23 protein-coding genes and 1 riboswitch are annotated in these 23879 nt (G+C 69.7%); of the genes, 16 read left to right on the plus strand and 7 right to left on the minus strand.

Annotation, left to right across the window (positions count from 1 at the left end):
* Positions 1-293, minus strand: a 293-nt coding sequence (locus tag J2Y70_RS19725; protein ID WP_309921497.1) for a hypothetical protein, incomplete at its 3' end; no start/stop codon positions are given.
* A 211-nt stretch (positions 294-504) separates the two neighbouring features.
* Between J2Y70_RS19725 and J2Y70_RS19730 the strand changes: the two genes are divergently transcribed.
* Positions 505-1275 carry an NAD-dependent protein deacylase gene (locus J2Y70_RS19730; protein WP_309921500.1) on the plus strand — a complete coding sequence of 257 codons (771 nt, stop codon included), beginning with the start codon at positions 505-507 and terminating at the stop codon, positions 1273-1275.
* A gap of 32 nt (positions 1276-1307) precedes the next feature.
* Here J2Y70_RS19730 and J2Y70_RS19735 read toward each other — a convergent pair whose 3' ends face one another.
* The 3 genes from J2Y70_RS19735 to ompR form a co-directional block, all read right to left on the minus strand.
* Positions 1308-2216, minus strand: coding sequence for an alpha/beta hydrolase (locus J2Y70_RS19735; RefSeq protein WP_309921503.1), 909 nt, complete (start codon positions 2214-2216; stop codon positions 1308-1310).
* Between the two features lie 142 nt (positions 2217-2358).
* Positions 2359-3633 (minus strand): ATP-binding protein, encoded by a 1275-nt coding sequence (locus tag J2Y70_RS19740; RefSeq protein WP_309921506.1) that lies wholly within the window; start codon positions 3631-3633, stop codon positions 2359-2361.
* Positions 3630-4352 (minus strand): two-component system response regulator OmpR, encoded by a 723-nt coding sequence (gene ompR, locus J2Y70_RS19745; protein WP_263396727.1) that lies wholly within the window; start codon positions 4350-4352, stop codon positions 3630-3632. The genes J2Y70_RS19740 and ompR overlap by 4 nt, the downstream gene beginning before the upstream one ends.
* 177 nt (positions 4353-4529) lie before the next feature.
* Between ompR and J2Y70_RS19750 the strand changes: the two genes are divergently transcribed.
* From J2Y70_RS19750 to J2Y70_RS19780, 7 genes are all read left to right on the plus strand, one after another.
* A complete protein-coding gene (locus J2Y70_RS19750) occupies positions 4530-5069 on the plus strand; it encodes a hypothetical protein (protein ID WP_309921511.1) in 540 nt (179 codons plus the stop codon).
* A gap of 105 nt (positions 5070-5174) precedes the next feature.
* Positions 5175-5453 carry a hypothetical protein gene (locus tag J2Y70_RS19755; RefSeq protein WP_309921514.1) on the plus strand — a complete coding sequence of 93 codons (279 nt, stop codon included), beginning with the start codon at positions 5175-5177 and terminating at the stop codon, positions 5451-5453.
* Between the two features lie 383 nt (positions 5454-5836).
* Positions 5837-6059: riboswitch (cobalamin riboswitch) on the plus strand.
* A gap of 178 nt (positions 6060-6237) precedes the next feature.
* Entirely contained in the window at positions 6238-8655 is a 2418-nt protein-coding gene (locus J2Y70_RS19760; RefSeq protein WP_309921517.1) for a ribonucleoside-diphosphate reductase subunit alpha, read from the plus strand.
* Positions 8656-8779: 124 nt separating this feature from the next.
* Positions 8780-9820: a ribonucleotide-diphosphate reductase subunit beta gene (locus tag J2Y70_RS19765; RefSeq protein ID WP_263396731.1), complete on the plus strand. Its 1041-nt coding sequence runs from the start codon at positions 8780-8782 to the stop codon at positions 9818-9820.
* Between the two features lie 198 nt (positions 9821-10018).
* Complete coding sequence (locus tag J2Y70_RS19770; RefSeq protein WP_309921520.1) at positions 10019-10591, plus strand: flavodoxin; 573 nt, start codon at positions 10019-10021, stop codon at positions 10589-10591.
* A 90-nt stretch (positions 10592-10681) separates the two neighbouring features.
* Complete coding sequence (locus tag J2Y70_RS19775) at positions 10682-11014, plus strand: thioredoxin family protein (protein ID WP_309921523.1); 333 nt, start codon at positions 10682-10684, stop codon at positions 11012-11014.
* Positions 11015-11201: 187 nt separating this feature from the next.
* Positions 11202-11870 (plus strand): hypothetical protein, encoded by a 669-nt coding sequence (locus J2Y70_RS19780; protein ID WP_309921526.1) that lies wholly within the window; start codon positions 11202-11204, stop codon positions 11868-11870.
* 115 nt (positions 11871-11985) lie between these two features.
* Here the strand turns inward: J2Y70_RS19780 and J2Y70_RS19785 are convergent, their stop codons facing one another.
* Positions 11986-12891, minus strand: coding sequence for a LysR family transcriptional regulator (locus J2Y70_RS19785; protein ID WP_309921529.1), 906 nt, complete (start codon positions 12889-12891; stop codon positions 11986-11988).
* 98 nt (positions 12892-12989) lie between these two features.
* Here J2Y70_RS19785 and J2Y70_RS19790 point away from each other — a divergent pair, with 98 nt between their 5' ends.
* From J2Y70_RS19790 to purU, 7 genes are all read left to right on the plus strand, one after another.
* A complete protein-coding gene (locus J2Y70_RS19790) occupies positions 12990-14243 on the plus strand; it encodes an MFS transporter (protein WP_309921531.1) in 1254 nt (417 codons plus the stop codon).
* Between the two features lie 81 nt (positions 14244-14324).
* Entirely contained in the window at positions 14325-14705 is a 381-nt protein-coding gene (locus J2Y70_RS19795) for a VOC family protein (RefSeq protein ID WP_309921534.1), read from the plus strand.
* A gap of 214 nt (positions 14706-14919) precedes the next feature.
* Positions 14920-15771 (plus strand): NAD-dependent protein deacetylase, encoded by an 852-nt coding sequence (locus J2Y70_RS19800; protein ID WP_309921537.1) that lies wholly within the window; start codon positions 14920-14922, stop codon positions 15769-15771.
* A gap of 388 nt (positions 15772-16159) precedes the next feature.
* A complete protein-coding gene (locus J2Y70_RS19805; protein WP_309921540.1) occupies positions 16160-17257 on the plus strand; it encodes an NADH:flavin oxidoreductase/NADH oxidase in 1098 nt (365 codons plus the stop codon).
* Between the two features lie 61 nt (positions 17258-17318).
* Positions 17319-18194 carry an NAD(P)-dependent oxidoreductase gene (locus J2Y70_RS19810; RefSeq protein WP_309921543.1) on the plus strand — a complete coding sequence of 292 codons (876 nt, stop codon included), beginning with the start codon at positions 17319-17321 and terminating at the stop codon, positions 18192-18194.
* Between the two features lie 159 nt (positions 18195-18353).
* The gene (locus J2Y70_RS19815; RefSeq protein WP_263398364.1) at positions 18354-18764 is read left to right on the plus strand and encodes an XVIPCD domain-containing protein; all 411 of its coding nucleotides are present in this window, start codon (positions 18354-18356) and stop codon (positions 18762-18764) included.
* A 726-nt stretch (positions 18765-19490) separates the two neighbouring features.
* Positions 19491-20342 carry a formyltetrahydrofolate deformylase gene (gene purU, locus J2Y70_RS19820; protein ID WP_309921545.1) on the plus strand — a complete coding sequence of 284 codons (852 nt, stop codon included), beginning with the start codon at positions 19491-19493 and terminating at the stop codon, positions 20340-20342.
* Between the two features lie 102 nt (positions 20343-20444).
* On the opposite strand, the gene J2Y70_RS19825 is transcribed toward purU, so the two are convergent.
* Positions 20445-21128, minus strand: coding sequence for a response regulator (locus tag J2Y70_RS19825; RefSeq protein ID WP_309921548.1), 684 nt, complete (start codon positions 21126-21128; stop codon positions 20445-20447).
* Positions 21125-22504 carry a sensor histidine kinase efflux regulator BaeS gene (baeS, locus tag J2Y70_RS19830; protein WP_309921550.1) on the minus strand — a complete coding sequence of 460 codons (1380 nt, stop codon included), beginning with the start codon at positions 22502-22504 and terminating at the stop codon, positions 21125-21127. Before baeS ends, J2Y70_RS19825 begins: the two co-directional genes overlap by 4 nt.
* A 160-nt stretch (positions 22505-22664) precedes the next feature.
* On the opposite strand from baeS, the gene J2Y70_RS19835 reads away from it, so the two are divergent.
* A complete protein-coding gene (locus J2Y70_RS19835) occupies positions 22665-23870 on the plus strand; it encodes an efflux RND transporter periplasmic adaptor subunit (RefSeq protein WP_309921553.1) in 1206 nt (401 codons plus the stop codon).
* The last annotated feature ends 9 nt before the right edge of the window (positions 23871-23879 follow it).

A 23879-nucleotide genomic window follows, 5' to 3' on the forward strand; every position in this document is an offset into this window, starting at 1 on the left:
ACGGGGATTCGCGGAAGGGGCATCCTGCCCCTGCCGCGAACGGCGCACATCCCTGTGCGCCGCCCTTCGGGTTTTTCCCCGCCATGGCCGCCGCTTCGGAAGGGAACCGGTAGGTCAAAAGCCAAAAGCCACAGCCGAAGCCACAGCCACAGCCACAGCCGAAGCCACAGCCGAAGCCACAGCCACAGCAACAGCCACAGCAACAGCCACAGCAACAGCCACAGCCACAGCCACAGCCACAGCCACAGCCACAGCAACAGCAACAGCAACAGCAACAGCAACAGCAACAGCACTAGCAACAGCGCTAGTAACAGCACTAACACTAGCAACTATGACCCTGAAGACAGTGCCGACCGGTGCGCCGCATGTCATGGCGACAGCGATCGCATCGCCTCGGTACCGGACCCCTTGCCGTACCCACAGCAGCGGCGGCATTGCTGTGGCGCAGATTGAGGCGGAACTGGGTCGATGTGATAGTGCGAAGGCCATCACCTTGCGCGCGCCATGCTCAGCTCCGCCTACAACGCCGATACCGTCGCCGCCTTCATCCAGGGCGCGCGCCGCCTGCTGGTCCTGACCGGCGCGGGCATGTCCGCCGAGAGCGGCGTGCCGACCTTCCGCGGGCAGGACGACAGCCTGTGGGCGCGCTTCGATCCGCAGCAACTGGCTACCGAGGAGGCGTGGCGGGCGGACCCGGCGCTGGTCTGGGGCTGGTACCGCTGGCGCATGGCGCTCGTCGCGCAGGCGCAGCCGCATGCCGGGCATCACGCCCTGGTGCGTCTGGCCGGGCTGAAGAGCACCACCCTGGCGACCCAGAACGTGGACGACCTGCACCAACGCGCCGGCAGCGAGGTCGCCGCGCACGTGCACGGTCGCCTGTCGGCGTTGCGCTGCGGCGACTGCGGCCAGCCCTGGCACGGACTGCTGCCGCCGATCGACGTGCAGGCGCCGACCCAGCGCCTGGCCCCGCCGGCCTGCGCGGCCTGCGGCGGCGCGGTGCGCCCGGGCGTGGTGTGGTTCGGCGAGGCGCTGCCGGCCGCTGACTGGGCGCGTGCCGAGAGCGCGGCCGATGCGGCCGACCTGGTGCTGGTGATCGGCAGTTCCGGCCTGGTCCACCCGGCCGCCGGGCTGCCGCTGCGGGCCAAGGAGCGTGGCGCCTGCGTGGTCGAGATCAACCCCGAGCCCAGCGGCCTGTCCGCGCACGCCGACCTGCACTGGCGCGACCGCGCCGCACTGGCCTTGCCGCTGTTGCTGCAACGCTGGCCGGCGGGCTGACGCCCGCGCGCACGCTGTCGGCTCGCGGGCGCTCAGCGCAACGAACGCAAGAACGCGTCCACCGCCGCGGTATAGGCCGAGGGCAGGCCGAGGTCGCGGTTGATCTCGGCGTGGCTGCGATCCTGCGGCAGCACCTCGACGCGGATGCGCCGTGCCGTCGCCTTGTCGGCCAGATGCCGGGCCTGCGCGCAGGCATCGGCGCGGCGGCTGGAACATACCGCCAGCAGCGGCGGTGCCAAGGTGCCCATCTGGTGATACGGCGAGGCGGCGATCCAGTCGCTGCGCTGGCTGCCGAAGGCGCGGTCGTACAGCGGCAGGTGCGGCGCCTGCATCACCTGCTCCACGTCCATCGCCGCGCTGTCCAGCGCCACGGTGCCCAGCGGCGCGCGCGCGCCGGCCTGCGCCAGCAGCGTCGGCGACAGGTCCAGCAGCGTCACCAGGTGCGCGCCGGCCGAGTGCCCCATCAACACCATGCGTGATCCATCGGTGCCCCAGCCTGCGGCCAGCGCCTGCACCTTGGCCACCGCGAGGGCGACATCGCCGGCCTGTTGCAGCGGCGTGGCCTGCGGCAGCATGCGGTAGTTCACCGACACCAGCGCGTAGCCCTGCGGCAACCAGTGCGCGACCTTGTTGGCGGCGACGCCGGGATTGTCCTTGTCGCCGTTCGCCCAGCCGCCGCCGTGCACCATCACGATCAACGGCGCGTTGCGCGCATTGGCGGGCAGGTAGATATCGAAACGTTGCGCTGGATCGGTGCCGTAGGCGACATCGCGCAGCAAGCGCGTGCCGTCGGGCAGCGTCGCGGGCGGTGCTGCCGCCGACTGCGCCAGCCGCGCGCGCAGGCGTTCGCGCAGGCGGCCATCCTGCGCGTGCAGCGCTGCGGTATGCAGCGCAGTCAGCAGCAGCGCCATACCGAGCAAGATGCGGGCGAGCGACGTCATGGACGGAGTCCTTGGAGAGGGCAGGCGCGGGAGGGGAGGGTGATGCGATGCGTTGCCGATACGCTTGCGGCGCGCGCGGCGCACGCTGCGGCAGCGGCTGACGCGGCGCGCATGGCGGCCAGCGTCGCCACTGCGCCGGCGTTCATGCCTCGCGCACCCGCAGCGTCGCGCGCAGGCCATGCGGCGCGGCGTTGTCCAGGCGCAGTTCGCCGTGGTGTTGGCGGGCGACGCGCTCGACGATCGCCAGGCCCAATCCGCTGCCGCCGTGGCCGCCGTGCACGAAGGGTTGTTGCGCGCGTGCGGCCAGCATCGGATCCAGCCCCGGGCCGTGGTCGCGTACCTCGATGCGCCAGCCGTCGCCGTCGCGCGCCAGGCGCAGCTGGAACGGTGCGGCGCCGTGGCGCTCGGCGTTGCCGATCAGGTTGCCGAGCGCGCGCTGCAACGCCATCGGTTTGGCGTACAGCGGCGCCTGCTCCGGCAAGTCGACCTCCCAGGCCGCGCGCGTCGCGCCCAGCGCATGCCGGCACAGTTCGGCCAGGTCCAGCGGCGCGCTGGCCTCGTCGCGGCCGTCGCGGGCATAGGCGATGAACTGCGCCAGGATCGCGTCGATCTCGCCGATGTCGCGTTCCATGCCGTCGCGCAGTTCCGGCTCCACTTGCGGCAGCAGCGCGAGTGCGTATTGCAGGCGGGTCAGCGGCGTGCGCACGTCGTGCGAGATGCCGGCCAGCAGCAACGTGCGCTCCGCCGCGGCGCTGCGTACGTCGGCACTGGCATCGGCCAGGGCGCGCGCCAGCTCGTTCACCTCGCGCGGGCCGCCGCCGGCGATCGGTATGGCACCGTCGCCACGCACGATATGCGGCGCGGCCAGGGCCAGTTGCCGCAACGGCAGCACCAGGCGCCGCGCGAAGTAGGCCGCGGCCAGCCACACCAGCAGCGCGCAGGCGGCCAGCAGCGCCACCGAGAAGCGGCGCATGCCGTGGCCGTGGCGCTCCCCGGCGAACGACACCCACAGCGGATCGGGCGTGGCCAGCTTGAGCCACAGCGCGCCGTCGTCCGCGCTGCGGCGCAGTTCGCGGCCCGGACCGAGCTGGCTTGCCGCGCGCCGCTGCAGTTCGTCGGTCAGCGGCCCGGCGCGGGTGCTGGCCGCTGGCGGCGGACTGTGCCGGACCTGCACTCCGGCTTCGCGCAGCGCCGGTTCCAGCGCTGTCGGCGCCGGCGCGCGCTGCAGCGCTTCGGCGACGTTGGCGAAACCGTCCAGCGTGCGCAGCAGCTGTTGCGCGGCCGGGCGCAGCGCCAGTTCGCGGCCGAGCAGCAGCGCCAGCAGGCCGGCCCCGGCCAGCACCAGCGCGATCACCAGCGCCAGTTGCCCGAACAGGCTGCGCGGCCAGCCGTCACCGCTGCGGCGGCCGCGGCTCATGGCGCGGCCTGCGGCGGCACGTAGACGTAGCCGATGCCCCACACGGTCTGGATCAGCCGCGGGTTGCGCGCATCGTCTTCGAGCAGCTTGCGCAGCCGCGCCACGGTGACGTCGATGCTGCGCGCGAAGGCGTCGTGCTCGCGGCCGTGCGCCAGGCTCATCAGGCGGTCGCGGCTGAGCGGCTGTTGCGGATGCCGCAGCAGCACCGACAGCACCGCGAACTCAGCCGTGGTCAGCTTCAGCGGCTGTCCGTCGCAACTTAGCTCGCGCCGGCCCAGGTGCAGGCGGAAACGGCCGAAGCCGATCTCGCCGCCGTCCGGCTGCGGCGCGCCGGCGCCGGCCGGTCCGGTGCGGCGCAGCACCGCGCGGATCCGCGCCAGCAGCTCGCGCGGGTTCACCGGCTTGGGCAGGTAGTCGTCGGCGCCGATCTCCAGGCCGACGATGCGGTCGATCTCGTCGCCCTTGGCGGTGAGCATCACGATCGGCGTGGTGTCGCCCTGGCCGCGCAGGCGCCGGCAGATCTCCAGGCCGTTCTCGCCGGGCAGCATCAGGTCCAGCACCACCAGATCGTAGTGGCCGCGCGCGAGCGCCTGCTGCAACTGCGCGCCGTCGGCCACCGCCTTCACCGAGAAGTCCTGGCTCTCCAGATAGCGGCGCAGCAGCTCGCGCAGACGCGCGTCGTCGTCGACCAGGAGCAGGCGGGCAGGGGCGTCGTTCATGCACGCACTATCGGCTGCGCCGCGGTCGCCCGGCAACGCCTGCCGCCCGGATTGTGTAAGCGGATGTTTCCGCCGCCGCCCGCGGAAACATCCGCTGGCCGGAACCCGACATCATGCGCCGGCGCGCAGCCTACCGTGGCTCCACCGCAGCGCCGTGCTGCTTCCCGGAGAAGAACCATGATCCTTTCGCTACGCAATCCGATCCTGTCGCTTGCCTTGGCCATCGCTGGCCTGGGCGCATTGGCGGCGCCGGACGCGCAGGCGCGCGAACGCATCCGCACCCGCAGCGCCAGCCACGTGGACGGCGCCCGCAGTGCCGCGGTGAACGCCAGCGCCAGCGGCGCCAACGGCAGCCGCGTGCGGGGACGCCAGTGGCAGGCCGATGGCCAGGGCAACGCGGCGGGCAGCAGCGGCGCCACGGCGAGCCGTGCCAACGGTGCGTCGGCCACGCGGCAGGGCAGCTTCTACCGCAATGACGACGGCAGCGCCGGCCGCCAGGGCAGCGCCAGCGTCGACGGTGCCAACGGCGGCAGCGTCAGCAGCAGCGGCAGCATCGGCAGGAGCGCCGATGGCAGCGTCGCCGGCAGCCGCCAGACCAGTGCCACCGCCGCCAACGGTTCCAGTTACCAGGGCTCGACCATGGTCGCCGACGGCAGCCTCAGCCACACCGGTACCTGCAGCAACGCCGCTGGCGAGGTCGTGGCCTGCCGTCCGTAGCTGGCTGCCCGGGCATGGCGATCACGCGCCCGCGGCGGCCAGTCCACTGCGGGCGCGATCGCCCACGTCGCCACTTTTCCGCCCATCCTTTATTCGAGAACCGCCATGAAGACAGCCATTGCCCATGGAATGCTGTGCAGCCTGCTGTTGGCCGGCACCGCTGCCGCGCAGGCCGCGCCGAGCGCCACGCAGAAGCAACAGTTGCAGCAACGGCTGAAGGCGGCCGACGCCAACGGCGATGGCCTGATCAGCCGCAGCGAAGCGGCCGCCTCGCTGCCGCGCCTGGCCCAGCGCTTCGATGCGCTGGACGGCAACCACGACGGCCAGCTGGCGCCGGAGGAACTGCGCGCGGCCATGCAGCAGGCCGGAGCGCGCTCGCGCTGAGTTGGAGCGGCGCCGCTGCGCGGTGGCGGCACCGCGCCTGCAACCCGCGTCCCCGGCCGGGCAGCGGTCAGCGCCGCTTGCTGTCCATCGGCGCTCGCCTGGGTCGCGCCCGGGCCGGGCGCGGCTGGCGGCAGCACGTGCGGCTGCGGTTCGGCCCACGCTGCGCGCTGTTGCCGGTACTCCGCGCAATCGCCGTGGGCCGACGCGCGCAGCAGGTTGTCGCCGGGGGCGCCGAGGGCCTTGCGGCATGGGCGATCCGGCCGGTTCCAGGCCCGATCCGGCGTCCTGTGGCCGGGTTTTGCGGCGCTGCGGCGGCAAACTATTGCCCCGCTTGGGTTTTCGGTTCGACGACTACATTTAGCGTTGACGAGGCCCAGGTACCACACTATCTTGTGGTGGTCGGTTCCAGCGGCCACCAGGCCGCGGGATCAAAAGGGAAGCCGGTGCGGCGCGCAAGCGCCTAGTCCGGCGCTGCCCCGCAGCGGTAATTGGGAACGAACCCGTCACCCGCACTGAGGCGTCCCGCCTTGGGAAGCGACGGGCTAGGAACCGGCCATCGGCCGTCGCCCATAAGCCCGAAGACCTGCCGACAGCCGCGCGATGCACACAGCGCGGCGCCGACCGTTGAATCTCCGGGGGGAGATGGTCGGTGAAGCGGTGACTGCCCGCAGGCTCGCGCCTGTGCCGTCGCGGTCGCTGCGACACCGCGTCCCCACGCTGCTGATCCGGTCGGAGTCCTGCCTGCGAGGGCCGGGCAGCCGGTGCACCACGCTTGGAGACCTTCATGAGCCAGACCCACAGCCTGCCGGCCGCAGCCCCCCTCGACGCCGCCGACGTCGACCCCACGCCCGCCGCCGCCGCTGCCGCGCAGCCCGACGTGGCCGCCAGCGAGCCGAGCAATGACCAGCGCGCCGTGACCTGGATCGTCAAGGACGGCGGCAACCGCCGCATGGCCTTCGACCGTTCGCGCCTGCAGCGCACCCTGGACCGGATCCATGCCGAGTTCCCGCAGCTGGACGTGGCCGACTACGAGCGCAAGGCGTTCGCGTTCGTCGAGAAGAAGGAAAGCCTGTCGGCCGACGAGATGGTCGACTACCTGATCCGCGAGGCCGAGTCGCGCGTGGACATCGCCACGCCGGAGTGGGAATACTTCGCCGCGCGCCTGTACCTGCACCGCCTGTACAAGCGCGCCAGCAAGAACCGCTTCTACGATGCCGGCGAGAAGTACGGCTCCTACGTCGGCCTGCAGGAAAGCCTGGCCGACCGCGGCGTGTACTCGATCGACATCCTCAAGAACTACTCCAAGGACGAACTCGCCGAAGCCGGCAGGATGATCGAGCCGGAGCGCGACAAGCTGTTCGCCTACAACGGCCTGTACCTGCTGGCCACGCGCTACCTGGCCACCGACAACTCGCGCAAGGTCTACGAGCTGCCGCAGGAGCGCTGGCTGACCATCGCGCTGTACCTGATGCAGGATGAAAAGCCGCGCGAGCGCCGCATGCAGCTGGTCGGCGAGGCCTATTGGGCGCTGTCCAACCTGTACATGACCGTGGCCACGCCGACCCTGGCCAACGCCGGCAAGATCGGCGGGCAGCTGTCGAGCTGCTTCATCGACACCGTCGACGACAGCCTGCAGGGCATCTACGACTCCAACACCGATGTGGCGCGCGTGTCCAAGCACGGCGGCGGCGTCGGCGCCTACCTGGGCTATGTGCGTTCGTCCGGCTCGGCGATCCGCGGGGTCAAGAACTCCAGCGGCGGCGTGGTGCCGTGGATCAAGCAGCTCAACAACACCGCCGTGTCGGTGGACCAGCTCGGCCAGCGCAAGGGCGCCATCGCCGTGTACCTGGACATCTGGCACCGCGACATCGAGGCGTTCCTGGACCTGCGCCTGAACAACGGCGACCAGCGTCTGCGCGCGCACGACGTGTTCACCGCGGTGTGCGTGCCGGACATCTTCATGGAAGCGGTGGAGCGCCGCGGCGAGTGGTACCTGTTCGACCCGCACGAGGTGAAGGAGGTCAAGGGCTGGTACCTGCAGGACTTCTTCGACGAGAAGCGCGGCGAAGGCAGCTTCCGCGCCAGGTACGAGGAAGTGGTGGCCGACGAGCGCATCGGCCGCAAGGTGGTCAAGGCCATCGACATGCTCAAGCGGATCATGGTCAGCCAGCTGGAGACCGGCAACCCGTTCATGTTCTACCGCGACGAAGTCAATCGCATGAACCCGAACAAGCACCAGGGCATGGTCTATTCCAGCAACCTGTGCACCGAGATCCTGCAGAACATGAGCCCGACCCGGGTCATCCAGGAGATGATCAGCGGCGACCAGATCGTGACCACCAAGCAGGCCGGCGACTTCGTCGTGTGCAACCTGTCCTCGGTGAACCTGGGCCGCGCGGTCACCGCGCAGCCGGACCTGCTGTCGCCGGACGTGCTGGAGCGGCTGATCCGGGTGCAGGTGCGCATGCTCGACAACGTCATCGACCTCAACGATCTGCCGGTGCCGCAGGCCACCATTACCAACCAGAAGTACCGCGCGATCGGCCTGGGCACCTTCGGCTGGCACCACCTGCTGGCGCAGAAGGGCATCGAGTGGAACTCCAAGCAGGCCGAGGACTACTGCGACGAGCTGTACGAGCGCATCAACTACCTGACCATCCAGGCGAGCCTGGCGCTGGCCAAGGAGAAGGGCGCGTACAAGGTGTTCAAGGGCAGCGACTGGCAGAACGGCGAGTACTTCAGCAAGCGCGGCTACGACAGCGCGCAGTGGCAGGAACTGGCCGCGCAGGTCAGCATCAACGGCGTGCGCAACGCGTGGATGATCGCGGTGGCGCCGAACATGAGCACCGCGCAGATCGCCGGCTCCACCGCCTCGATCGACCCGATCTACAGCGCGTTCTACTACGAAGAGAAGAAGGACTTCCGCCGTCCGGTGGTGGCCCCGGGCCTGACCGTGGACACCTATCCGTACTACGAGAAGGGCGCCTACCGGGTCGACCAGTTCGCCAGCGTGCGCCAGAACGCGCGCCGCCAGCGCCACGTCGACCAGTCGATCAGCTTCAACTTCTACGTGCCCAGCACCATCCGCGCCAGCACCCTGCTCGACCTGCACATGACCGCCTGGAAGGAAGGCCTGAAGACCACCTACTACGTGCGCTCCAACGACATCGACATCAGCGAATGCGAGTGGTGCTCGAGCTGATCGCCACCTCGTAGCGGCGCCTGCGCGCGCATGGTCTCTTTTAGGAGCGCCATGCGCCCGCTGCGCCGTCCCGCATCGCCGCGCCGCTCGCCGGCGCCGTTCAACCGACTACCGAATCCGACCCATGGCCATCGCGCTCGACCGCATCAAGATCCTCGAACCGATGCATCCCAACCGCTCCACCGGGATCATCAACGGCACCACCAGTGGCATCCTCAACTGGAACGACATCCCGTACCCGTCGTTCTATCGCGCGTACAAGGAGCTGTCGACCAACTTCTGGATCCCCGACGAGGTGGACATGAAGGGCGACGCCAAGCAGTACGGCGAACTGTCGGCGCGCGAGAAGAACGCCTACGACTCGATCATCGGCCTGCTGGCCACGCTGGATTCGCCGCAGACGCGCTTCATCTACAACGTCGCCGAATACATCACCGACCCGGCCGCGCACGCCAACGCGGCGATCATCGGCCAGCAGGAAGTGATCCACAACGAGAGCTACTCGTACGTGCTGGCGTCCATCGCCGGGCTGGCCGACCAGAACCGCGTGTTCGAGATCGCGCGCACGCACCCGACCATCATCGCGCGCAACCAGCCGATCATGCAGGCCTACGACGACTTCATGCGCGAGAAGACCGCCGAGACGTTGCTGCGCTCGCTGATCCAGTCCTCAATCCTGGAAGGCATCAACTTCTATTCCGGTTTCGCGTTTTTCTACAACCTGGTGCGGCAGAACCGCATGACCGGCACCGGCAAGATCATCAGCTTCATCAACCGCGACGAGCTGGCCCACACCAAGTTCATCAGCGAGCTGATCCGCGCGATCATCGGCGAGAACGCCGAGCTGCAGACCAACGAGCTGACCGACTACGTGCACCAGGCGTTCGAGCATGCGATCCGGCTGGAGACCGAGTGGTCCTCGGAAGTGCTCGACGGCATCGAAGGCATCGACGTGGACGAGATGATCCAGTACGTGAAGTACCGCGCCAACAAGATGTCCGGCATGCTCGGCATCGAGAAGCTGTACACCGACGCCAGCGACAACGTGATGCCGTGGATCAAGGCCTACGCGGACAACTTCACCGAGACCAAGACCGACTTCTTCGAGATGCGCAACGCCAGCTACAAGAAGACCAACTCGGACAACGGCTTCGACGATCTGTGAGAGAGGCCGGGATTAGGGATTGGGGATTCGGGATTGGTAAAACCGTGCCGAACCTCTCTTTCCCAAGCACCGATCTCCTGTCTCCACTCATTGACTCTGAGAAGCAGCGGTCCGGGAATGTGTGAGGCGTGATTTGGTCGCGGTCACGCCGAGCCTGCTTTTACGAATCCCCAATCCCGACTCCCCAATCCCCGCCTCATGCGCCTCCTGCTCGCCTACGCCTCGCTCAGCGGCAACACCCGCGACGTCGCCCGCCGCGTGCAGGCGCAGTGCGAGGCGGCCGGGCATTGCGTGACCTGGATCCACACCGACATGCAGACCCTGCATGCTGCGCTCGGCGACGCCGCGCGCGCGGCGGACTTCGACCTGCACCTGCTCGGCAGCTGGAGCGACAACGCCGGGCGCACCCCGGCGGAGATGAAGCGCTACATCGCCGAGCTGGTCGAGGCGACCGGCAAGACGATCGAGGTGGCGGCGTTCGGCACCGGCGAGACGCAGTGGGGGCTGGAGTACTACTGCGGCGCGGTCAAGCGCATCGCGCGTTTCTTCGACAGCGCCTATCCGCGGCTGGAGATCGAACAGATGCCGCATGGCGATCGCGACAACGCGGCGATCGACGCCTGGTGCGCGCAGGTGCTGGCGCTGCGCGCTGCGCGTGCGGCGGCGCCGGCCGGTTCCGTAGTGGCGAGCGTGCCGGCCGCTGCCGAGCCGGCATCCGGCAGGGCGGCCGGATTCGTGCCGCTGGCGTTGCCGTTGCACGATAGTGGCTGACGCTGCATTTCTGACCATTGTTTCATCGCGCCGCCGGCATCGTCGCTGCTGTGCCGCGCCATCCTCCGACATCAGACAAGGTTCCGCTCCATGTTCACCACCATCACCGTCGCCACCGCCCAGCAGTTCGCAGACGCCATCGCAGCGCATCCGCGCGTGCTGGCCGATTTCAACAAGGACAACTGCCCCGGCTGCCGCATGCTCGACAAGTCGCTGGAGCGCTTCGCCGAGAGCGACAGCGCGCAGGGCGTGACCTTGCTGAAGGTGAAGATGGAAGACGTGGGCGAGGACTTCTTCCGCGCCCAGGGCCTGCGCCAGACTCCGACGCTGATGCTGTTCCGCCAGGGCGAAGAAGTGGCGCGGGTGCCGGGCTTCGTGCCGCCGGCCAAGATCGACGAAGCGGTGCGCGCGCACCTGGGTTGAGCGCTCGCGGCAAGGCTCTTCTGTAGGAGCGGCTTCAGCCGCGACAGGTTCTACCCGGAGGTCCTGTCGCGGCTGAAGCCGCTCCTACAGGAGCGCGTCCGCGTGAACATCCCACACGCTGCGCGCCGTGCTTGACCTCAACTACGCTTCAGGTCGTCCAATAGCGGCTCCCGCACAAGGAGCCACCATGCGCATCACCCAACTGAGCCTGCCCGCCAGCGATCCCGGGGCCAGCGCCGCGTTCTATCGCGATGTCCTGCAACTTCCGGTCGTGGCCACGCAGGTGCGCATCGGCTGGAGCCTGCTCGATCTGCTGCCCGCCGACGCCGAGGTCGGCAGCATGCATCTGGCCTTCAACATCCCGCCTGCGCGCTTCGATGCCGCCTGCGACTGGCTGTCGCGGCGCGCGCCGTTGTTGCGCGATCCGCTGGGCGAGGTGCGGTTTGCGCTCGACGCGGCGTGGCAGTCGCAATCGGTGTATTTCGCCGGGCCCGACGGCGCGGTGCTGGAACTGATCGCGCGCCGGCCGTTGCCGGCGCAGGCTGTCGCCGACGGCGCGTTCTCCGCGGACGAGTTGCTGTGCATCAGCGAGATCGGATTGCCCAGCGCGCAGGTGCCGGCGGTCGCCGCCGCGGCGCAGGACCGGGTGGGCCTGATGCCGTTCATGCCGGTGTCCGACGCGTTCGCGCCGCTCGGCGATCACGAAGGCCTGTTGAGCGTGGTCGATGCGCAGCGGCGCTGGTTTCCCGAGCAACGCCAGCTACCGTTCGCGCGTGGCGTGCGGGTGGTCGTCGAAGGCGTGCGCGGCGGGCAGGTGCTGCGCGATGAGGCGGGATGGGAGGTGGTGTCGCGGTGAGCTTGTCGGCTCGCGCATTACTGTAGGAGCGGCTTCAGCCGCGACAGACGCTATCGGTAACGCGTGTCGCGGCTGAAGCCGCTCCTACAGGGACGCGTGCGCGAGTGATCCGCCACTACCCGCGCTTTCCCGCCGCATGCCCCTGCGCCAGCTGCCACAGGTGGCGCACCACCGGTAGCGCCTGCGCGGTGGCCGGCAGCGTGGCCAGCGCCAGTCGTGCCATCGGCACGCGGCCTTCGATGTCCAGGTAGCGCACGCCGGGCAGTTGCACCTGGGTGGTCGAGGCCGGTACCACCGAGACGCCGAGTTCGGCGGCGACCAGGTTCACGATCGACGACATCTGCGGCGCTTCCTGCTTGATTTGCAATTCGAAGCCGGACTGGCGGCAGGCTTCGAGGATTTCGTCGTACAGGCTGGTGCCGAAGCTGCGCGGGAACAGGATGAACGGTTCGCCGGCCAGCGCCGACAGCGGCGCGCGCTTGCGCTTGGCCAGGCGGTGCGCGGCCGGCACCGCGATCTTCATCGGCTCGTCGGGAAACTTCAGCAGCTGCAGCTCGGGCGGGGTGACCACGCTGTAGCGGATGAAGGCCGCATCCAGGCGGCCCTGCACCAGCGCGGCGAGCAGGCCGGCAGTGTTGGTTTCCTCCAGCGCCAGCGCCACCGCCGGCCAGCCGCGGCGGAAGTTGCGCACCAGCGTCGGCACGATCGGATTGAATGCCGCCGAGGCGGTGAAGCCCAGCCGCAGCACGCCGCTCTCGCCGCGCGCGGCACGCCGGGCGGCGTCGCCGGCGCGCTCCAGGTCGGCGAGCACGCGCTTGGCTTCGATCCGGAACGCGCGCCCGGCTTCGGTGAGGTCGGCGCCGCGCGGGGTGCGCACGAACAGCGGCGTGCCCAGCTCCTGCTCCAGCGCACGGATCTGCTGGCTCAGCGGCGGCTGCTGGATGCCCAGCTGCGCCGCGGCGCGGGTGAAATGCCCGGCCTCGGCGACGGCCAGGAAATAGCGCAGGTGGCGCAGTTCCATGTCATATCCACAAGATATGGAGAATGCCTGGATCATATATTGGACACCGGATCGGCGCAGGCAAATACTGGCCGTCCTTTCGCTGCGCCATCGCCGTCGTGACCACTTCCAGCCAATGCACGCCGCTGCACGCCGTGGACGCCGCGCCGCTGGCGCGCATCCGCCTGGCGCTGTTCCTGGCCGGCTTCGCCACCTTTTCGCTGCTGTACAGCGTGCAGCCGCTGCTGCCGGCATTTGCACGCGAATTCGGCGTCGACGCGGCGACCAGTTCGCTGCCGCTGTCGTTGGCCACCGGCGGCCTGGCGATCGCGATCTTCTGCGCCGGCGCGGTGTCGGAGAACCTCGGCCGGCGCGGGTTGATGTTCGTGTCGATCGCGCTGGCGGCGCTGCTCAACCTGATCGCCGCGTGCCTGCCGCACTGGGGCGCGCTGGTCGCGGTGCGCGCGCTGTCCGGCGTCGCCCTGGGCGGGGTGCCGGCGGTGGCGATGGTGTACCTGGCCGAGGAGGTGCCGGCGCGCAAGCTGGGCGCGGCGACCGGCCTGTACGTGGCCGGCAACGCGTTCGGCGGCATGGTCGGGCGCATCGGCATGAGCGTGCTCACCGATCACTTCGACTGGCGCATCGCGCTGGCGGCGGTCTCCGCGATCGACCTGCTGGCCGCGGTCGGCTTCGTGCTGCTGCTGCCGCGCTCGCGGCATTTCGTGCGCCGCCGCGGCGTCAACCTGCGCTTCCACCTGCAGGCCTGGGGCGGGCATCTGCGCGATCGCCACCTGCCGTGGCTGTTCGCGATCCCGTTCCTGGCGATGGGCGTGTTCGTCAGCGTCTACAACTACGCCGGCTTCCGCCTGGGCGGGCCGGAGTTCGGGCTCAGCCAGAGCCAGCTGGGCATGATCTTCAGCGCCTACGTGTTCGGCATCGTGTCCTCGTCGGTGGCCGGTGCCGCCTCGGACCGCTTCGGCCGCGGCCCGGTGGTGCTGGCCGGCATCGCGGTGGCGGCGCTCGGCGTGGCGCTGACCATCGCGCACGTGCTAGCGGTGGTGATCGCCGGCATCGTGCTGCTGACCATCGGCTTCTTCGTCGCGCACTCGGCGGCCAGCGCCTGGGTCGGCCGCCTCGGCGGACAGAACAAGGGCCATGCCGCGTCGCTGTACCTGCTGGCCTACTACAGCGGCGCCAGCCTGATCGGCTCGCTTAGCGGCGCGGCCTGGCAACACGGCGGCTGGAACGCGCTGGCCGCTTGCTGCCTGCTGTTGCTGGGCGTCGCCCTGGTCGCCGCGCAGGTGCTGCGCCTTGGCGCCGACGACAGCCGTCCGTACGGCCGCTTCGGCCCGCATCCGCCGCGCGGCGAATAGCCCGCCGCGCGGTTCCTCGCGGGAGCGACCGTTTTTCCTTGCCTGGAGGGAGCGACCGTTTTCCTTGCCTGGAGGCAGCCTGTGCAGATCGACCGTCTCGACCATCTGGTCCTCACCGTCGCCGACATCGAGGCCAGCTGCGCGTTCTACGTGCGCGTGCTCGGCATGCAGGTGCAGCGCTTCGGAGAAGGCCGCACCGCGTTGGCGTTCGGCCAACAGAAGATCAACCTGCACGCCGCCGGCCGCGAGTTCGAGCCGAAGGCGCGCGTGCCCACGCCCGGCTCCGGCGATCTGTGCTTCATCACCGCCACGCCGCTGCCGCAGGTGCGCCGCGAACTGGACGCGGCGGTGGTCGCCATCGAGGACGGCCCGGTACAGCGCACCGGCGCCACCGGCCCGATCCTGTCGCTGTATTTCCGCGATCCGGACGGCAATCTGATCGAGGTCAGCAACGTGCTGTAGTGCGGTCGCCAAGCCTGCGGACGTTCCGCTGGTTCATCGCGGTCGATGCCGAGGCCGCCCGGAACCGCTCCCCGCAGAAATGTCGCGCCCGCGTCCCAATCGCGGTGCGCCCGTGTGCGCACACCCTTGGTAACCCGTGCACGTTCATGTGCGGCCTTGTGCCGTGGCCGTGGATGCCCAAGATAGAGGCTACCGCCGCTATCGGAGTCCTGTGATGCGTCAGTTGCTGCAGCCAGAGGCGGACGCCGACGCCGCAGCGCTGGAAGCGTTCGTCGAACGCCACCGGCGCCTGTTCGTGCTGACCGGCGCTGGATGCAGCACCGATTCGGGCATTCCCGATTACCGCGATGCCGCCGGCGACTGGAAGCGCGCGCAGCCGGTCACCTATCAGGCGTTCATGGGCGAACTGGCGACGCGGCAACGTTACTGGGCGCGCAGCCTGGTCGGCTGGCCGCGCTTCGGCCATGCCCGGCCCAACGCCACGCATGCGGCGCTGGCGCAGTTGGAAGCGCGCGGCCAGGTCGAACTGCTGCTGACCCAGAACGTGGACTGCCTGCACCAGGCCGCCGGCAGCCAGGCGGTGATCGACCTGCACGGGCGCCTGGACGTGGTGCGCTGCATGGGCTGCGAACGGCGCCTGCCGCGCGAGGACTTCCAGCAGCAGCTGCTGCAGCACAATCCGCAGTGGGCGACGCTGCAGGCCGGGCAGGCACCCGATGGCGACGCCGACCTGGAGGACGTGGACTTTGCCACCTTCGTGGTGCCGGCCTGCACGCAGTGCGGCGGCGTGCTGAAGCCGGACGTGGTGTTCTTCGGCGAAAACGTGCCGCGCGAGCGCGTGGCCGCCGCCTTCGCGCACCTGCAGCAGGCCGACGCGATGCTGGTGGTGGGCTCGTCGCTGATGGTGTATTCCGGCTTCCGCTTCGTGCAGGCCGCGGCCAAGGCCGGATTGCCGATCGCCGCGGTCAACCTCGGCCGCACCCGCGGCGACGATTTGCTGAGCCTGAAGCTGGCCCAGCCCTGCGCGCAGGCGCTGCATTTCCTGCTGCCGCGCGTGGCGGCCTAGGGCGAGTCGTCGGTCCCAGAGAAGGCCGCGCCGCTCTTGCGCGCGCATGCGGCAAGCAAGAGGGCGGAAATGGCACCTGTCCATGTCAGAGCGATGCCGCGTGCGCGCGCAAGAACGGCCCGTCGGGTTGGGCCTGGCAGGCCGCCACCCGGCGCCGCGCGGCTTGACCTGAGCGCCAGTCAGGCGCTGCGCCACACAACGCTAGGTGGCGGCCTGCCAGACCCAGCGCGGCCTGCTTGGAATTGACGACTCGCCCTGGCGGCTCCGGCACCGCGCGTTCCGAATCCGCGCACGAACTGATCCATCGGCAGTGGTTGATCGGCAGCGCCGGCAGGAGTGCAATGGCAGCTTGCCCGCACTGCGGCGGGCGCCCCCACGGAACGCCACCTTGAGCCATCTCTTCTCGCCCCTCGCCCTGGGGCCGCTGTCGTTGTCCAATCGCATCGTCATCGCGCCGATGTGCCAGTACTCCGCCGAGCATGGCCAGGCCAGCGACTGGCACACCATCCACCTCGGCCAGCTGGCGCAGTCCGGCGCCGGCTTGATGATCCTGGAGGCCACCGCGGTGGAGCCGCGCGGGCGCATCAGCTACGCCGACCTGGGCCTGTGGGACGACGCCACCGAAGCCGCGCTGCGCGGCGTGCTGGCCTCGGTGCGGCGCTGGTCGCCGATGCCGCTGGGGATCCAGCTCGCGCATGCCGGGCGCAAGGCGTCCACGCAAAAGCCCTGGGACGGCGGCGCTGCGATCGCGCCGGCACAGCCGAACGGCTGGCAGACCGTGGCGCCGTCGGCGCTGCCCTTCGCCGAGCACGGCACGCCGCCGCAGGCGCTGGACCTGGCCGGCATCGACGCCATCGTCGCCGCGTTCGTCGCGTCGGCGCAGCGCGCCGAACGGCTGGGCTTCGAACTGATCGAACTGCATGCCGCGCACGGTTACCTGCTGCACCAGTTCCTGTCGCCGCTGAGCAACCAGCGCACCGACGCCTATGGCGGCAGCCTGGACAATCGCATGCGCCTGTTGCTGCGCGTGCATGCGGCGGTGCGCGCGGCCGTGTCGGCGTCGGTGGCGGTGGGCGTACGCCTCTCCGCCACCGACTGGGTCGAGGGCGGCTGGGACGTGGCGCAAAGCATCGTGCTGGCGCAGGCGTTGCAGGCGCAGGGTTGCGACTACCTGCACGTGTCCAGCGGCGGCCTCGACCGCCGCCAGCAGATCCCGATCGCGGCCGGCTACCAGGTGCCGCAGGCCGAGGCGATCCATCGCGCGGTGACGATGCCGGTGATCGCGGTCGGCCTGATCACCGAGCCGCAGCACGCCGAGACGATCCTGGCCGAGGGCCAGGCCGACGCGATCGCGCTGGCCCGCGGCATCCTCTACGATCCGCGCTGGCCGTGGCACGCCGCCGCCGCACTCGGCGCCAAGCTGAAGCCGTCGCCGCAATACCTGCGCTGCGAGCCGCGCTCGGCGCTCGGCCTGTTCGACGCATGATGCGCGCGCGCCTGGCCGTGCAGGGCGCGGCCTCAACCTAGCACCATTCAAGGAGTTTGCGATGAGCATCGGTTTTCTCGGCCTGGGCACGATGGGCCTGCCGATCGCGCACAACCTGCTGCGCGCCGGACATGCGCTGACCGTGTGGAACCGCAGCCCTGGCGCGGCGCAGACGCTGCTCGATGCCGGCGCGCAGGCGGCCGCGCAGCCGGCCGATGCGGTGCGCGGCCAGGTGCTGTTCTCGATGCTGGCCGACGACACGGCGGTGCGCGAGACCCTGCTCGACCGTGGCGCGCTCGACGCGCTGCCTGCCGGCAGCGTGCACGTCAACATGGCCACGATCTCGGTGGCGTTGGCGCGCGAACTGAGTGCGCTGCATGCCGAACGCGGCGTGGCCTATCTGGCCATCCCGGTACTGGGCCGGCATGACGTGGCGGCCGCCGGCCAGCTCAACCTGCTCGCCGCCGGCGACGCCGCCGCGCTGGCGCGGGTGCAGCCGCTGCTCGACGTGATCGGGCGCGAGACCTGGTATTTCGGCGCTGCGCCGGAGCAGGCCAACGCGGTCAAGCTGGCCGCCAACCTGTGCCTGGCCAGCGCGATCGGCACCATGGCCGAAGCCTCGGCGCTGGTGCGCGGACACGGCGTGGACGCGGCCGACTTCCTGGGCATGCTGGTCAACACCCTGTTCGCCGCGCCGGCGTACCAGAACTACGGCGGCATGATCGCGCAGCAGCGCTACAGCCCGGCCGGCTTCAAGACCACGCTGGGGCTGAAGGACGTGCGCCTGGCCTTGAATGCCGGCGAGACCCGGCACGTGCCGATGCCGCTGGCGGCGGTGCTGCGCGACCAGTTCATCGACGCGATCGCGCACGGCGACGGCGAGCTGGACTGGTCGGCGCTGGCCAAGGTCGCCGCACGCCGCGCCGGGCAGGACTGAGCGCCCGATCAGGCCGGATCTTCAGGCGGCCTTGTCGCGGCATGGCGCAGACTGCGTCGCCGCGCTTGAGCTGGCCGCATGCTTCCCGCTAAGGTGCGGCGGCTAGCAGGCGCATCATAGGAGGATGCCATGAGCCCGAATTCGTCCGACCCCGGCGCCATGACGCCCATCCAGCCGCCGCGCGCGGTCGCGCGCGAGACCGTGCTCGGCCCCGAGCACCAGGACCACCCCGATCATCTGCTGTACGCGCAGATCCGCGAAGGCGTGCACGCGCTGGACGCCGCCTGCGGCCGCGCCCCCGATGCGATCAGCGAGCGGATGGTGGCGCGGCTGCTGCCATTGGCGAAGGAGTACGGCTTCGACCAGGTCGATCACGTGGTGCTGAGCCGTGAACTGGGCGAGGTGGAGCAGGGTGAGAACGTGTTCCTGGTGCGCGGCGACCTGGACGATCCGGCGCACCTGCGCGCGCACATCACCACCCACGAAGCGGTCGGCATGTCGGTGGAAGACTCGCTGGCGCGGCTGGAGAAGGTCAACCGGCGGCTGGCGCTGCGACTGCGTCCGGAGTAGACGTGGCGTGCCGGCACGGCCGCCTGCGGCCAGCGCACGAACGCTCCACCTGTAGGAGCGGCTTCAGCCGCAACGAGCGAAGCGATGCACTTTCCTGCGCGGGTGAGGCGTCGGGACTGAAGTCCCTCCCACAGTGCACCCGATTGGCCTGCCGCAAATCCCTGTAGGAGCGGCTTCAGTCGCGAAGAGCGAAGTGATGCACTTCCTGCGCGTACGGGCTGAAGTCCTCTCCCGCAGTGCACTGGTTGGCCTTGTCGTAGCCCCTGTAGGAGCGGCTTCAGCCGCGACGAACGAAGCGGTGCACTTTCCTGCGCGGGTGAGGAGTCGGGACTGAAGTCCCTCCCACCGTGCACCCGATTGGCCTGCCGCAAGTCCCTGTAGGAGCGGCTTCAGCCGCAAGAGCGAACTAGCGCACTTTCCTCTGCACGGGAAGGTGCCGGGACTGAAGTGCCCCCCAAAAGTGCATCCGGTTGATCCTGCCGCAAGTCCCTGTGGGAGCGACTTCAGTCGCGACAGGCCTTACCGGTAAAGCCCGTGGCGGCTGAAGCCGCTCCTACAGTCGGCAAGGTGCCCGTCAAGGCCTGACGGCATTCCACATCCAATGTCCTGGCACCATCCGCCGCCACCGCCACCGCCACCGCCACCGCCACCGTCCCGAGCTCCGAGCTCTAGCCCGAGTCCCGAGTCCCGAGTCCCGAGTCCCGAAATTCTCCTATCATTGGCCCGATGCGCCCCGACTACATCCTGACCCTGTCCTGCCCGGACCGTACCGGCATCGTCTACCGCGTCAGCGGCCTGCTGTTCGAGCACGGCTGCAACATCCTCGATGCGCAGCAGTTCGGCGACGAGGAGAGCGGCCGGTTCTTTCTGCGCGTGCACTTCGACGTGCCCGCCGACGGCATCGTCGCCGCGGTGAAGGTGCAGCTGGCGCCGCTCGCCGCCGACTACGCGATGGACTGGCAACTGCGCGATGCGCGCCGCCGCGCGCGCCTGCTGGTGCTGGTTAGCAAGCAGGGCCATTGTCTCAACGATCTGCTGTTCCGCGCGCACAGCCGGCAACTGCGCGTGGACATCGCCGCGGTGGCGTCCAACCACCAGGATTTCGCTGCGTTGGCGCAGTCCTACGACGTGCCGTTCCACTACCTGCCGGTCAGCGCCGCCAACCGTGACGCGCAGGAGGCGCAGCTGCTGGCGCTGGTGGAGCGCGAACGCATCGACCTGGTGGTGCTGGCGCGCTACATGCAGATCCTGTCGCCGACGCTGTGCGCGGCGCTGGCCGGGCGCGCGATCAACATCCATCACAGCTTCCTGCCCAGCTTCAAGGGCGCGCAGCCGTACCACCAGGCGCACGCGCGCGGGGTCAAGATCATCGGCGCCACCGCGCATTACGTCACCGGCGACCTCGACGAAGGCCCGATCATCGAACAGGACGTGGCCCGCGTCGATCACGCGATGACTCCGCGCGACCTGGTGCGCCTGGGGAGCGATACCGAGTCGCAAGTCCTGGCCCGCGCGGTGCGCCGCCACGTCGAGCATCGCATTTTGCTCAACGGGCATCGCACTGTGGTTTTTCGGTGAGGCCGTGATTGGGGATTCGTGATTCGGGATTGGTAAAGGCGGCTTGACTGATTACCGTTTCAGCCGTGGCGCTGCCGGCTCTTGCGAATCCCGAATCCCGAATCACGGCTCAAACCGATACCCAGCCCCATACACCGAGCGCACCCACTCTTCGCCGCCGACGTCGGCAAGTTTGCGGCGCAGGTTCTTGACGTGGCTGTCCACGGTGCGGTCGGTGACGATGCGGTGGTCGGCGTAGAGCCGGTCCATCAGCTGTTCGCGCGAATACACCCGGCCCGGTGTGGCGGCCAGGGTGCGCAGCAGGCGGAACTCGACCTGGGTCAGGTCCAGATCGTGGCCATGCACGCTGGCACGGCATGCGGCTTCGTCGATGTGCAGGCCCGGCGCCGCCGCGTCGTTGGGATCGTGGCGATGGCGGCGCAGTACCGCCTGCACCCGCGCCACCACTTCGCGCGGGCTGAACGGCTTGCAGATGTAGTCGTCGGCGCCGATCTCCAGGCCGAGCAGGCGGTCGATCTCCTCCACCCGCGCGGTGACCATGATCACCGGCACCGCGCTCTCCTTGCGCAGGTCGCGGCAGATCTCCAGGCCGTCGCGGTTGGGCAGCATCAGGTCCAGCAGCACCAGGTCCGGCTTCTGCGCGCGGAACGCGCCCAGCGCCTGTGCACCATCGGCGATCCAGTCGTGCGAATAGCCGGCCGCGTGCAGGTATTCGCGTATCACCGCGGCCAGGCGCGGCTCATCCTCGACGATCAGCACGTGGCCGATCGGGTCCAGGCCACTCATGCCGCCAGCGCCGGCAAGCGCAGCACCACCCGAAGCCCGCCCAGCGCGGAGGCCTCGGCGTTGATCGAGCCGCCATGCGCCTCGGCGATGTTGCGGCAGATCGCCAGGCCCAGGCCGCTGCCGCCGCTGGCGCGGTTGCGCGAGGCCTCGGTGCGGTAGAAGCGTTCGAACAGGCGCTCGCGCTTGTCCGCGTCCACGCCCGGCGCGCTGTCCTCGACCACCAGTTCCAGCACCGCGTCGCGACGCGCGCAGCGCACCTGCACCGTGCCGCCGGCATCGGTGTAGCGCAGCGTGTTCTCCAGCAGGTTGCCGAGCAGCTGCTGCAGCCGGCGCTCGTCGCCGTCTACCTGCAGCGGGCCGGCGTCGATCTGCACCTGCAGCTGCAGCGGCGCGGCGGCGAAGCGCGCCTGCACGCCGGCCAGCACCGTGGCCAGGATCAGCGCCAGATCGACCGGCGCACGCCGGTAGGCGAGCGCGCCGACGTCGGTCAGCGAGACGTCGTACAGGTCTTCGATCAGCTTGCCGAGCTGGCCGACCTGCTGGTGCAGCGATCCCAGCGAAGCCGGGGTCATCGGCCGGATGCCGTCCTGCAGCGCTTCCAGTTCTGCGCGCAGCACCGCCAGCGGCGTGCGCAGTTCGTGCGAGATATCGGCCATGAACTCGCGGCGTGCGCGTTCGTTGTGTTCCAGCACCTGCGCCAGCAGGTTGAAGTCGCGCGCCAATTGGCCGAATTCGTCGCGCGCGCCGGTGTCGATGCGGGTGGCGTAATCGCCGGCAGCCAGCCGATGGGTGGCGCCGGTGAGCCCGCGCATGCGCCGCAGCAAGGCGCGCGACAGCAGCCAGCCGAGCAGCGCGGCGACCAGCAGCGAGGCGCTGCCGATCGTCCACCATGCGCGTTGCTGCGCCTGGTAGAAGCGCGCATCCTCGGCCGCCAGCACCTTCTGGAACGGCAGCATCGCCATCCAGCCGACGGTGCGGCCGTCGACCACGATCGGGCGCAGGATGTCGTTGCGGCCGACATCCGGGTTGCCGATCACCGACCTGTAGTCCTTGTCGAGCACGGCGAAGCGGAACACCGCGCCGGTCTGGTCGGAGATCGGCGGCGGGCGTCGCGGCTGGCCAGGGCTGCGCTCCGGGCGCATCAGCACGAACCAGGCATCGGGATTGTCGCGCACGAAGTCCCAGTTGCCGTGCCGCGCGTACTCGGCCCTGACCCGCGGCAAGGTCTCCAGCATGCGTTCCACGCCCTGCTCGTTGAGGTAATCCAGGAACTGGCGCTTGAGGAAGATCTGCACGGCCACGCCGTTGACCAGCAGCACCGCCACGCACGCGGCGAGGATGGCGAGGAACAGCTTGGCGGTGATGCCCAGTTTCATCGGAGAGGCAATGCGGGACGCGGCGACGGGGGATGCTGCGTATTAGCCGCGCCGCCGCAGGGGAAATCAAGCGAATCCGCGCCGCTGCCGGCAATCTCCAAATTTGCTGCACATTCGCGCCGTAGCGTGGCTACATTCGGATAAACCGTGAGTTCGCCGCATGCTGCCCGTCGTCGCCCGTCGCTTCCCTGTTTCGTCCTCGCGCTGGTGGCTGGCCGGCGCCATCGCCGTGGCGCTGGCCGCATGTTCTTCCAAGCAGCCGCCGCAGCGGCCGCAGGCGCAGGTCGGCGTGCAGACGGTGCGCGCGCAGCGGCTGGCCATGGACCAGACCCTGGCCGGGCGCACCGTGGCGTACATGAGTTCGCAGGTGCGTCCGCAGGTCGGCGGCATCCTGCGCAAGCGGCTGTTCACCGAAGGCCAGGACGTCAAGGCCGGGCAGGTGCTGTACGAGATCGATCCGGCCAGCTACCAGGCCGCGTACGACACCGCCAAGGGCGACCTGGCCCAGGCCGAGGCGGCGGTGCTGTCGGCCAGGCCGAAGGCGCAGCGCTACCAGACTCTGGTCGCGCTGGACGCGGTCAGCCAGCAGGACGGCGACGACGCGGTGGCCACGCTGCGCTCGAACGAGGCGGCCGTGGTCGCGGCCAAGGCCTCGCTGCAGACCGCGCGGATCAATCTCGACTACACCCGCATCACCGCGCCGATCGACGGCCGCATCGGCACCTCCAGCTACACGCCGGGCGCGCTGGTCAGCGCCGGCCAGAGCGACGTGCTGGCCACCATCAACCAGCTCGATCCGATGTACGTGGACGTGACCCAGTCCAGCGCGCAACTGCTGCAGCTGCGCCGCCAGCTCGACGCCGGCCAACTCAAGGCGGTGGACGGCAAGGCCGAGGTGAAACTGCAGCTGGAGGACGGCAGCACCTACGCGCGCAGCGGCACGCTGGAAGTGGTGGATGCCGCGGTCGATACCGCCACCGGCACGGTCAAGCTGCGCGCGGTGGTGCCCAATCCCGATCGTCTGTTGCTGCCGGGCATGTACGTCAAGGCGATGCTGTCGATGGCGGTGGACGAGCAGGCGATCCTGGTGGCGCAGCAGGCGATCAGCCGCAACAGCAAGGGCGAGGCGGTGGCGATGGTGGTCGGCAGCGACAACAAGGTCGCGCAGCGCGTGCTGACCACCGGCGATGCGATCGGCGACAAATGGGTGGTGCGCGGCGGGCTGAAGGTCGGCGACAAGGTCATCGTGCAGGGCCTGCAGAAAGTCGCGGTCGGCGATCAGGTCAAGGCGGTGGAAGTGACCTCGGCCGCCACGACACCCGCGGCCACCCAAGGCGCCGCTGCGGCCGCGCCGAAGGCCGACTGAGGAATCGCC

It is taken from the genome of Xanthomonas sp. 1678 (assembly GCF_031455575.1).
Taxonomy (GTDB): domain Bacteria; phylum Pseudomonadota; class Gammaproteobacteria; order Xanthomonadales; family Xanthomonadaceae; genus Xanthomonas_A.

What these genes read in the sequence shown, in the direction of transcription:
- J2Y70_RS19730 (WP_309921500.1), top strand. Translation starts at nt 505, where the DNA reads ATGCTCAGCTCCGCCTACAACGCCGATACCGTCGCCGCCTTCATCCAG.
- J2Y70_RS19735 (WP_309921503.1), bottom strand. Translation starts at nt 2,216, where the DNA reads ATGACGTCGCTCGCCCGCATCTTGCTCGGTATGGCGCTGCTGCTGACT.
- J2Y70_RS19740 (WP_309921506.1), bottom strand. Translation starts at nt 3,633, where the DNA reads ATGAGCCGCGGCCGCCGCAGCGGTGACGGCTGGCCGCGCAGCCTGTTC.
- ompR (WP_263396727.1), bottom strand. Translation starts at nt 4,352, where the DNA reads ATGAACGACGCCCCTGCCCGCCTGCTCCTGGTCGACGACGACGCGCGT.
- J2Y70_RS19750 (WP_309921511.1), top strand. Translation starts at nt 4,530, where the DNA reads ATGATCCTTTCGCTACGCAATCCGATCCTGTCGCTTGCCTTGGCCATC.
- J2Y70_RS19755 (WP_309921514.1), top strand. Translation starts at nt 5,175, where the DNA reads ATGAAGACAGCCATTGCCCATGGAATGCTGTGCAGCCTGCTGTTGGCC.
- J2Y70_RS19760 (WP_309921517.1), top strand. Translation starts at nt 6,238, where the DNA reads ATGAGCCAGACCCACAGCCTGCCGGCCGCAGCCCCCCTCGACGCCGCC.
- J2Y70_RS19765 (WP_263396731.1), top strand. Translation starts at nt 8,780, where the DNA reads ATGGCCATCGCGCTCGACCGCATCAAGATCCTCGAACCGATGCATCCC.
- J2Y70_RS19770 (WP_309921520.1), top strand. Translation starts at nt 10,019, where the DNA reads ATGCGCCTCCTGCTCGCCTACGCCTCGCTCAGCGGCAACACCCGCGAC.
- J2Y70_RS19775 (WP_309921523.1), top strand. Translation starts at nt 10,682, where the DNA reads ATGTTCACCACCATCACCGTCGCCACCGCCCAGCAGTTCGCAGACGCC.
- J2Y70_RS19780 (WP_309921526.1), top strand. Translation starts at nt 11,202, where the DNA reads ATGCGCATCACCCAACTGAGCCTGCCCGCCAGCGATCCCGGGGCCAGC.
- J2Y70_RS19785 (WP_309921529.1), bottom strand. Translation starts at nt 12,891, where the DNA reads ATGGAACTGCGCCACCTGCGCTATTTCCTGGCCGTCGCCGAGGCCGGG.
- J2Y70_RS19800 (WP_309921537.1), top strand. Translation starts at nt 14,920, where the DNA reads ATGCGTCAGTTGCTGCAGCCAGAGGCGGACGCCGACGCCGCAGCGCTG.
- J2Y70_RS19810 (WP_309921543.1), top strand. Translation starts at nt 17,319, where the DNA reads ATGAGCATCGGTTTTCTCGGCCTGGGCACGATGGGCCTGCCGATCGCG.
- J2Y70_RS19815 (WP_263398364.1), top strand. Translation starts at nt 18,354, where the DNA reads ATGACGCCCATCCAGCCGCCGCGCGCGGTCGCGCGCGAGACCGTGCTC.
- purU (WP_309921545.1), top strand. Translation starts at nt 19,491, where the DNA reads ATGCGCCCCGACTACATCCTGACCCTGTCCTGCCCGGACCGTACCGGC.
- J2Y70_RS19825 (WP_309921548.1), bottom strand. Translation starts at nt 21,128, where the DNA reads ATGAGTGGCCTGGACCCGATCGGCCACGTGCTGATCGTCGAGGATGAG.
- baeS (WP_309921550.1), bottom strand. Translation starts at nt 22,504, where the DNA reads ATGAAACTGGGCATCACCGCCAAGCTGTTCCTCGCCATCCTCGCCGCG.
- J2Y70_RS19835 (WP_309921553.1), top strand. Translation starts at nt 22,665, where the DNA reads ATGCTGCCCGTCGTCGCCCGTCGCTTCCCTGTTTCGTCCTCGCGCTGG.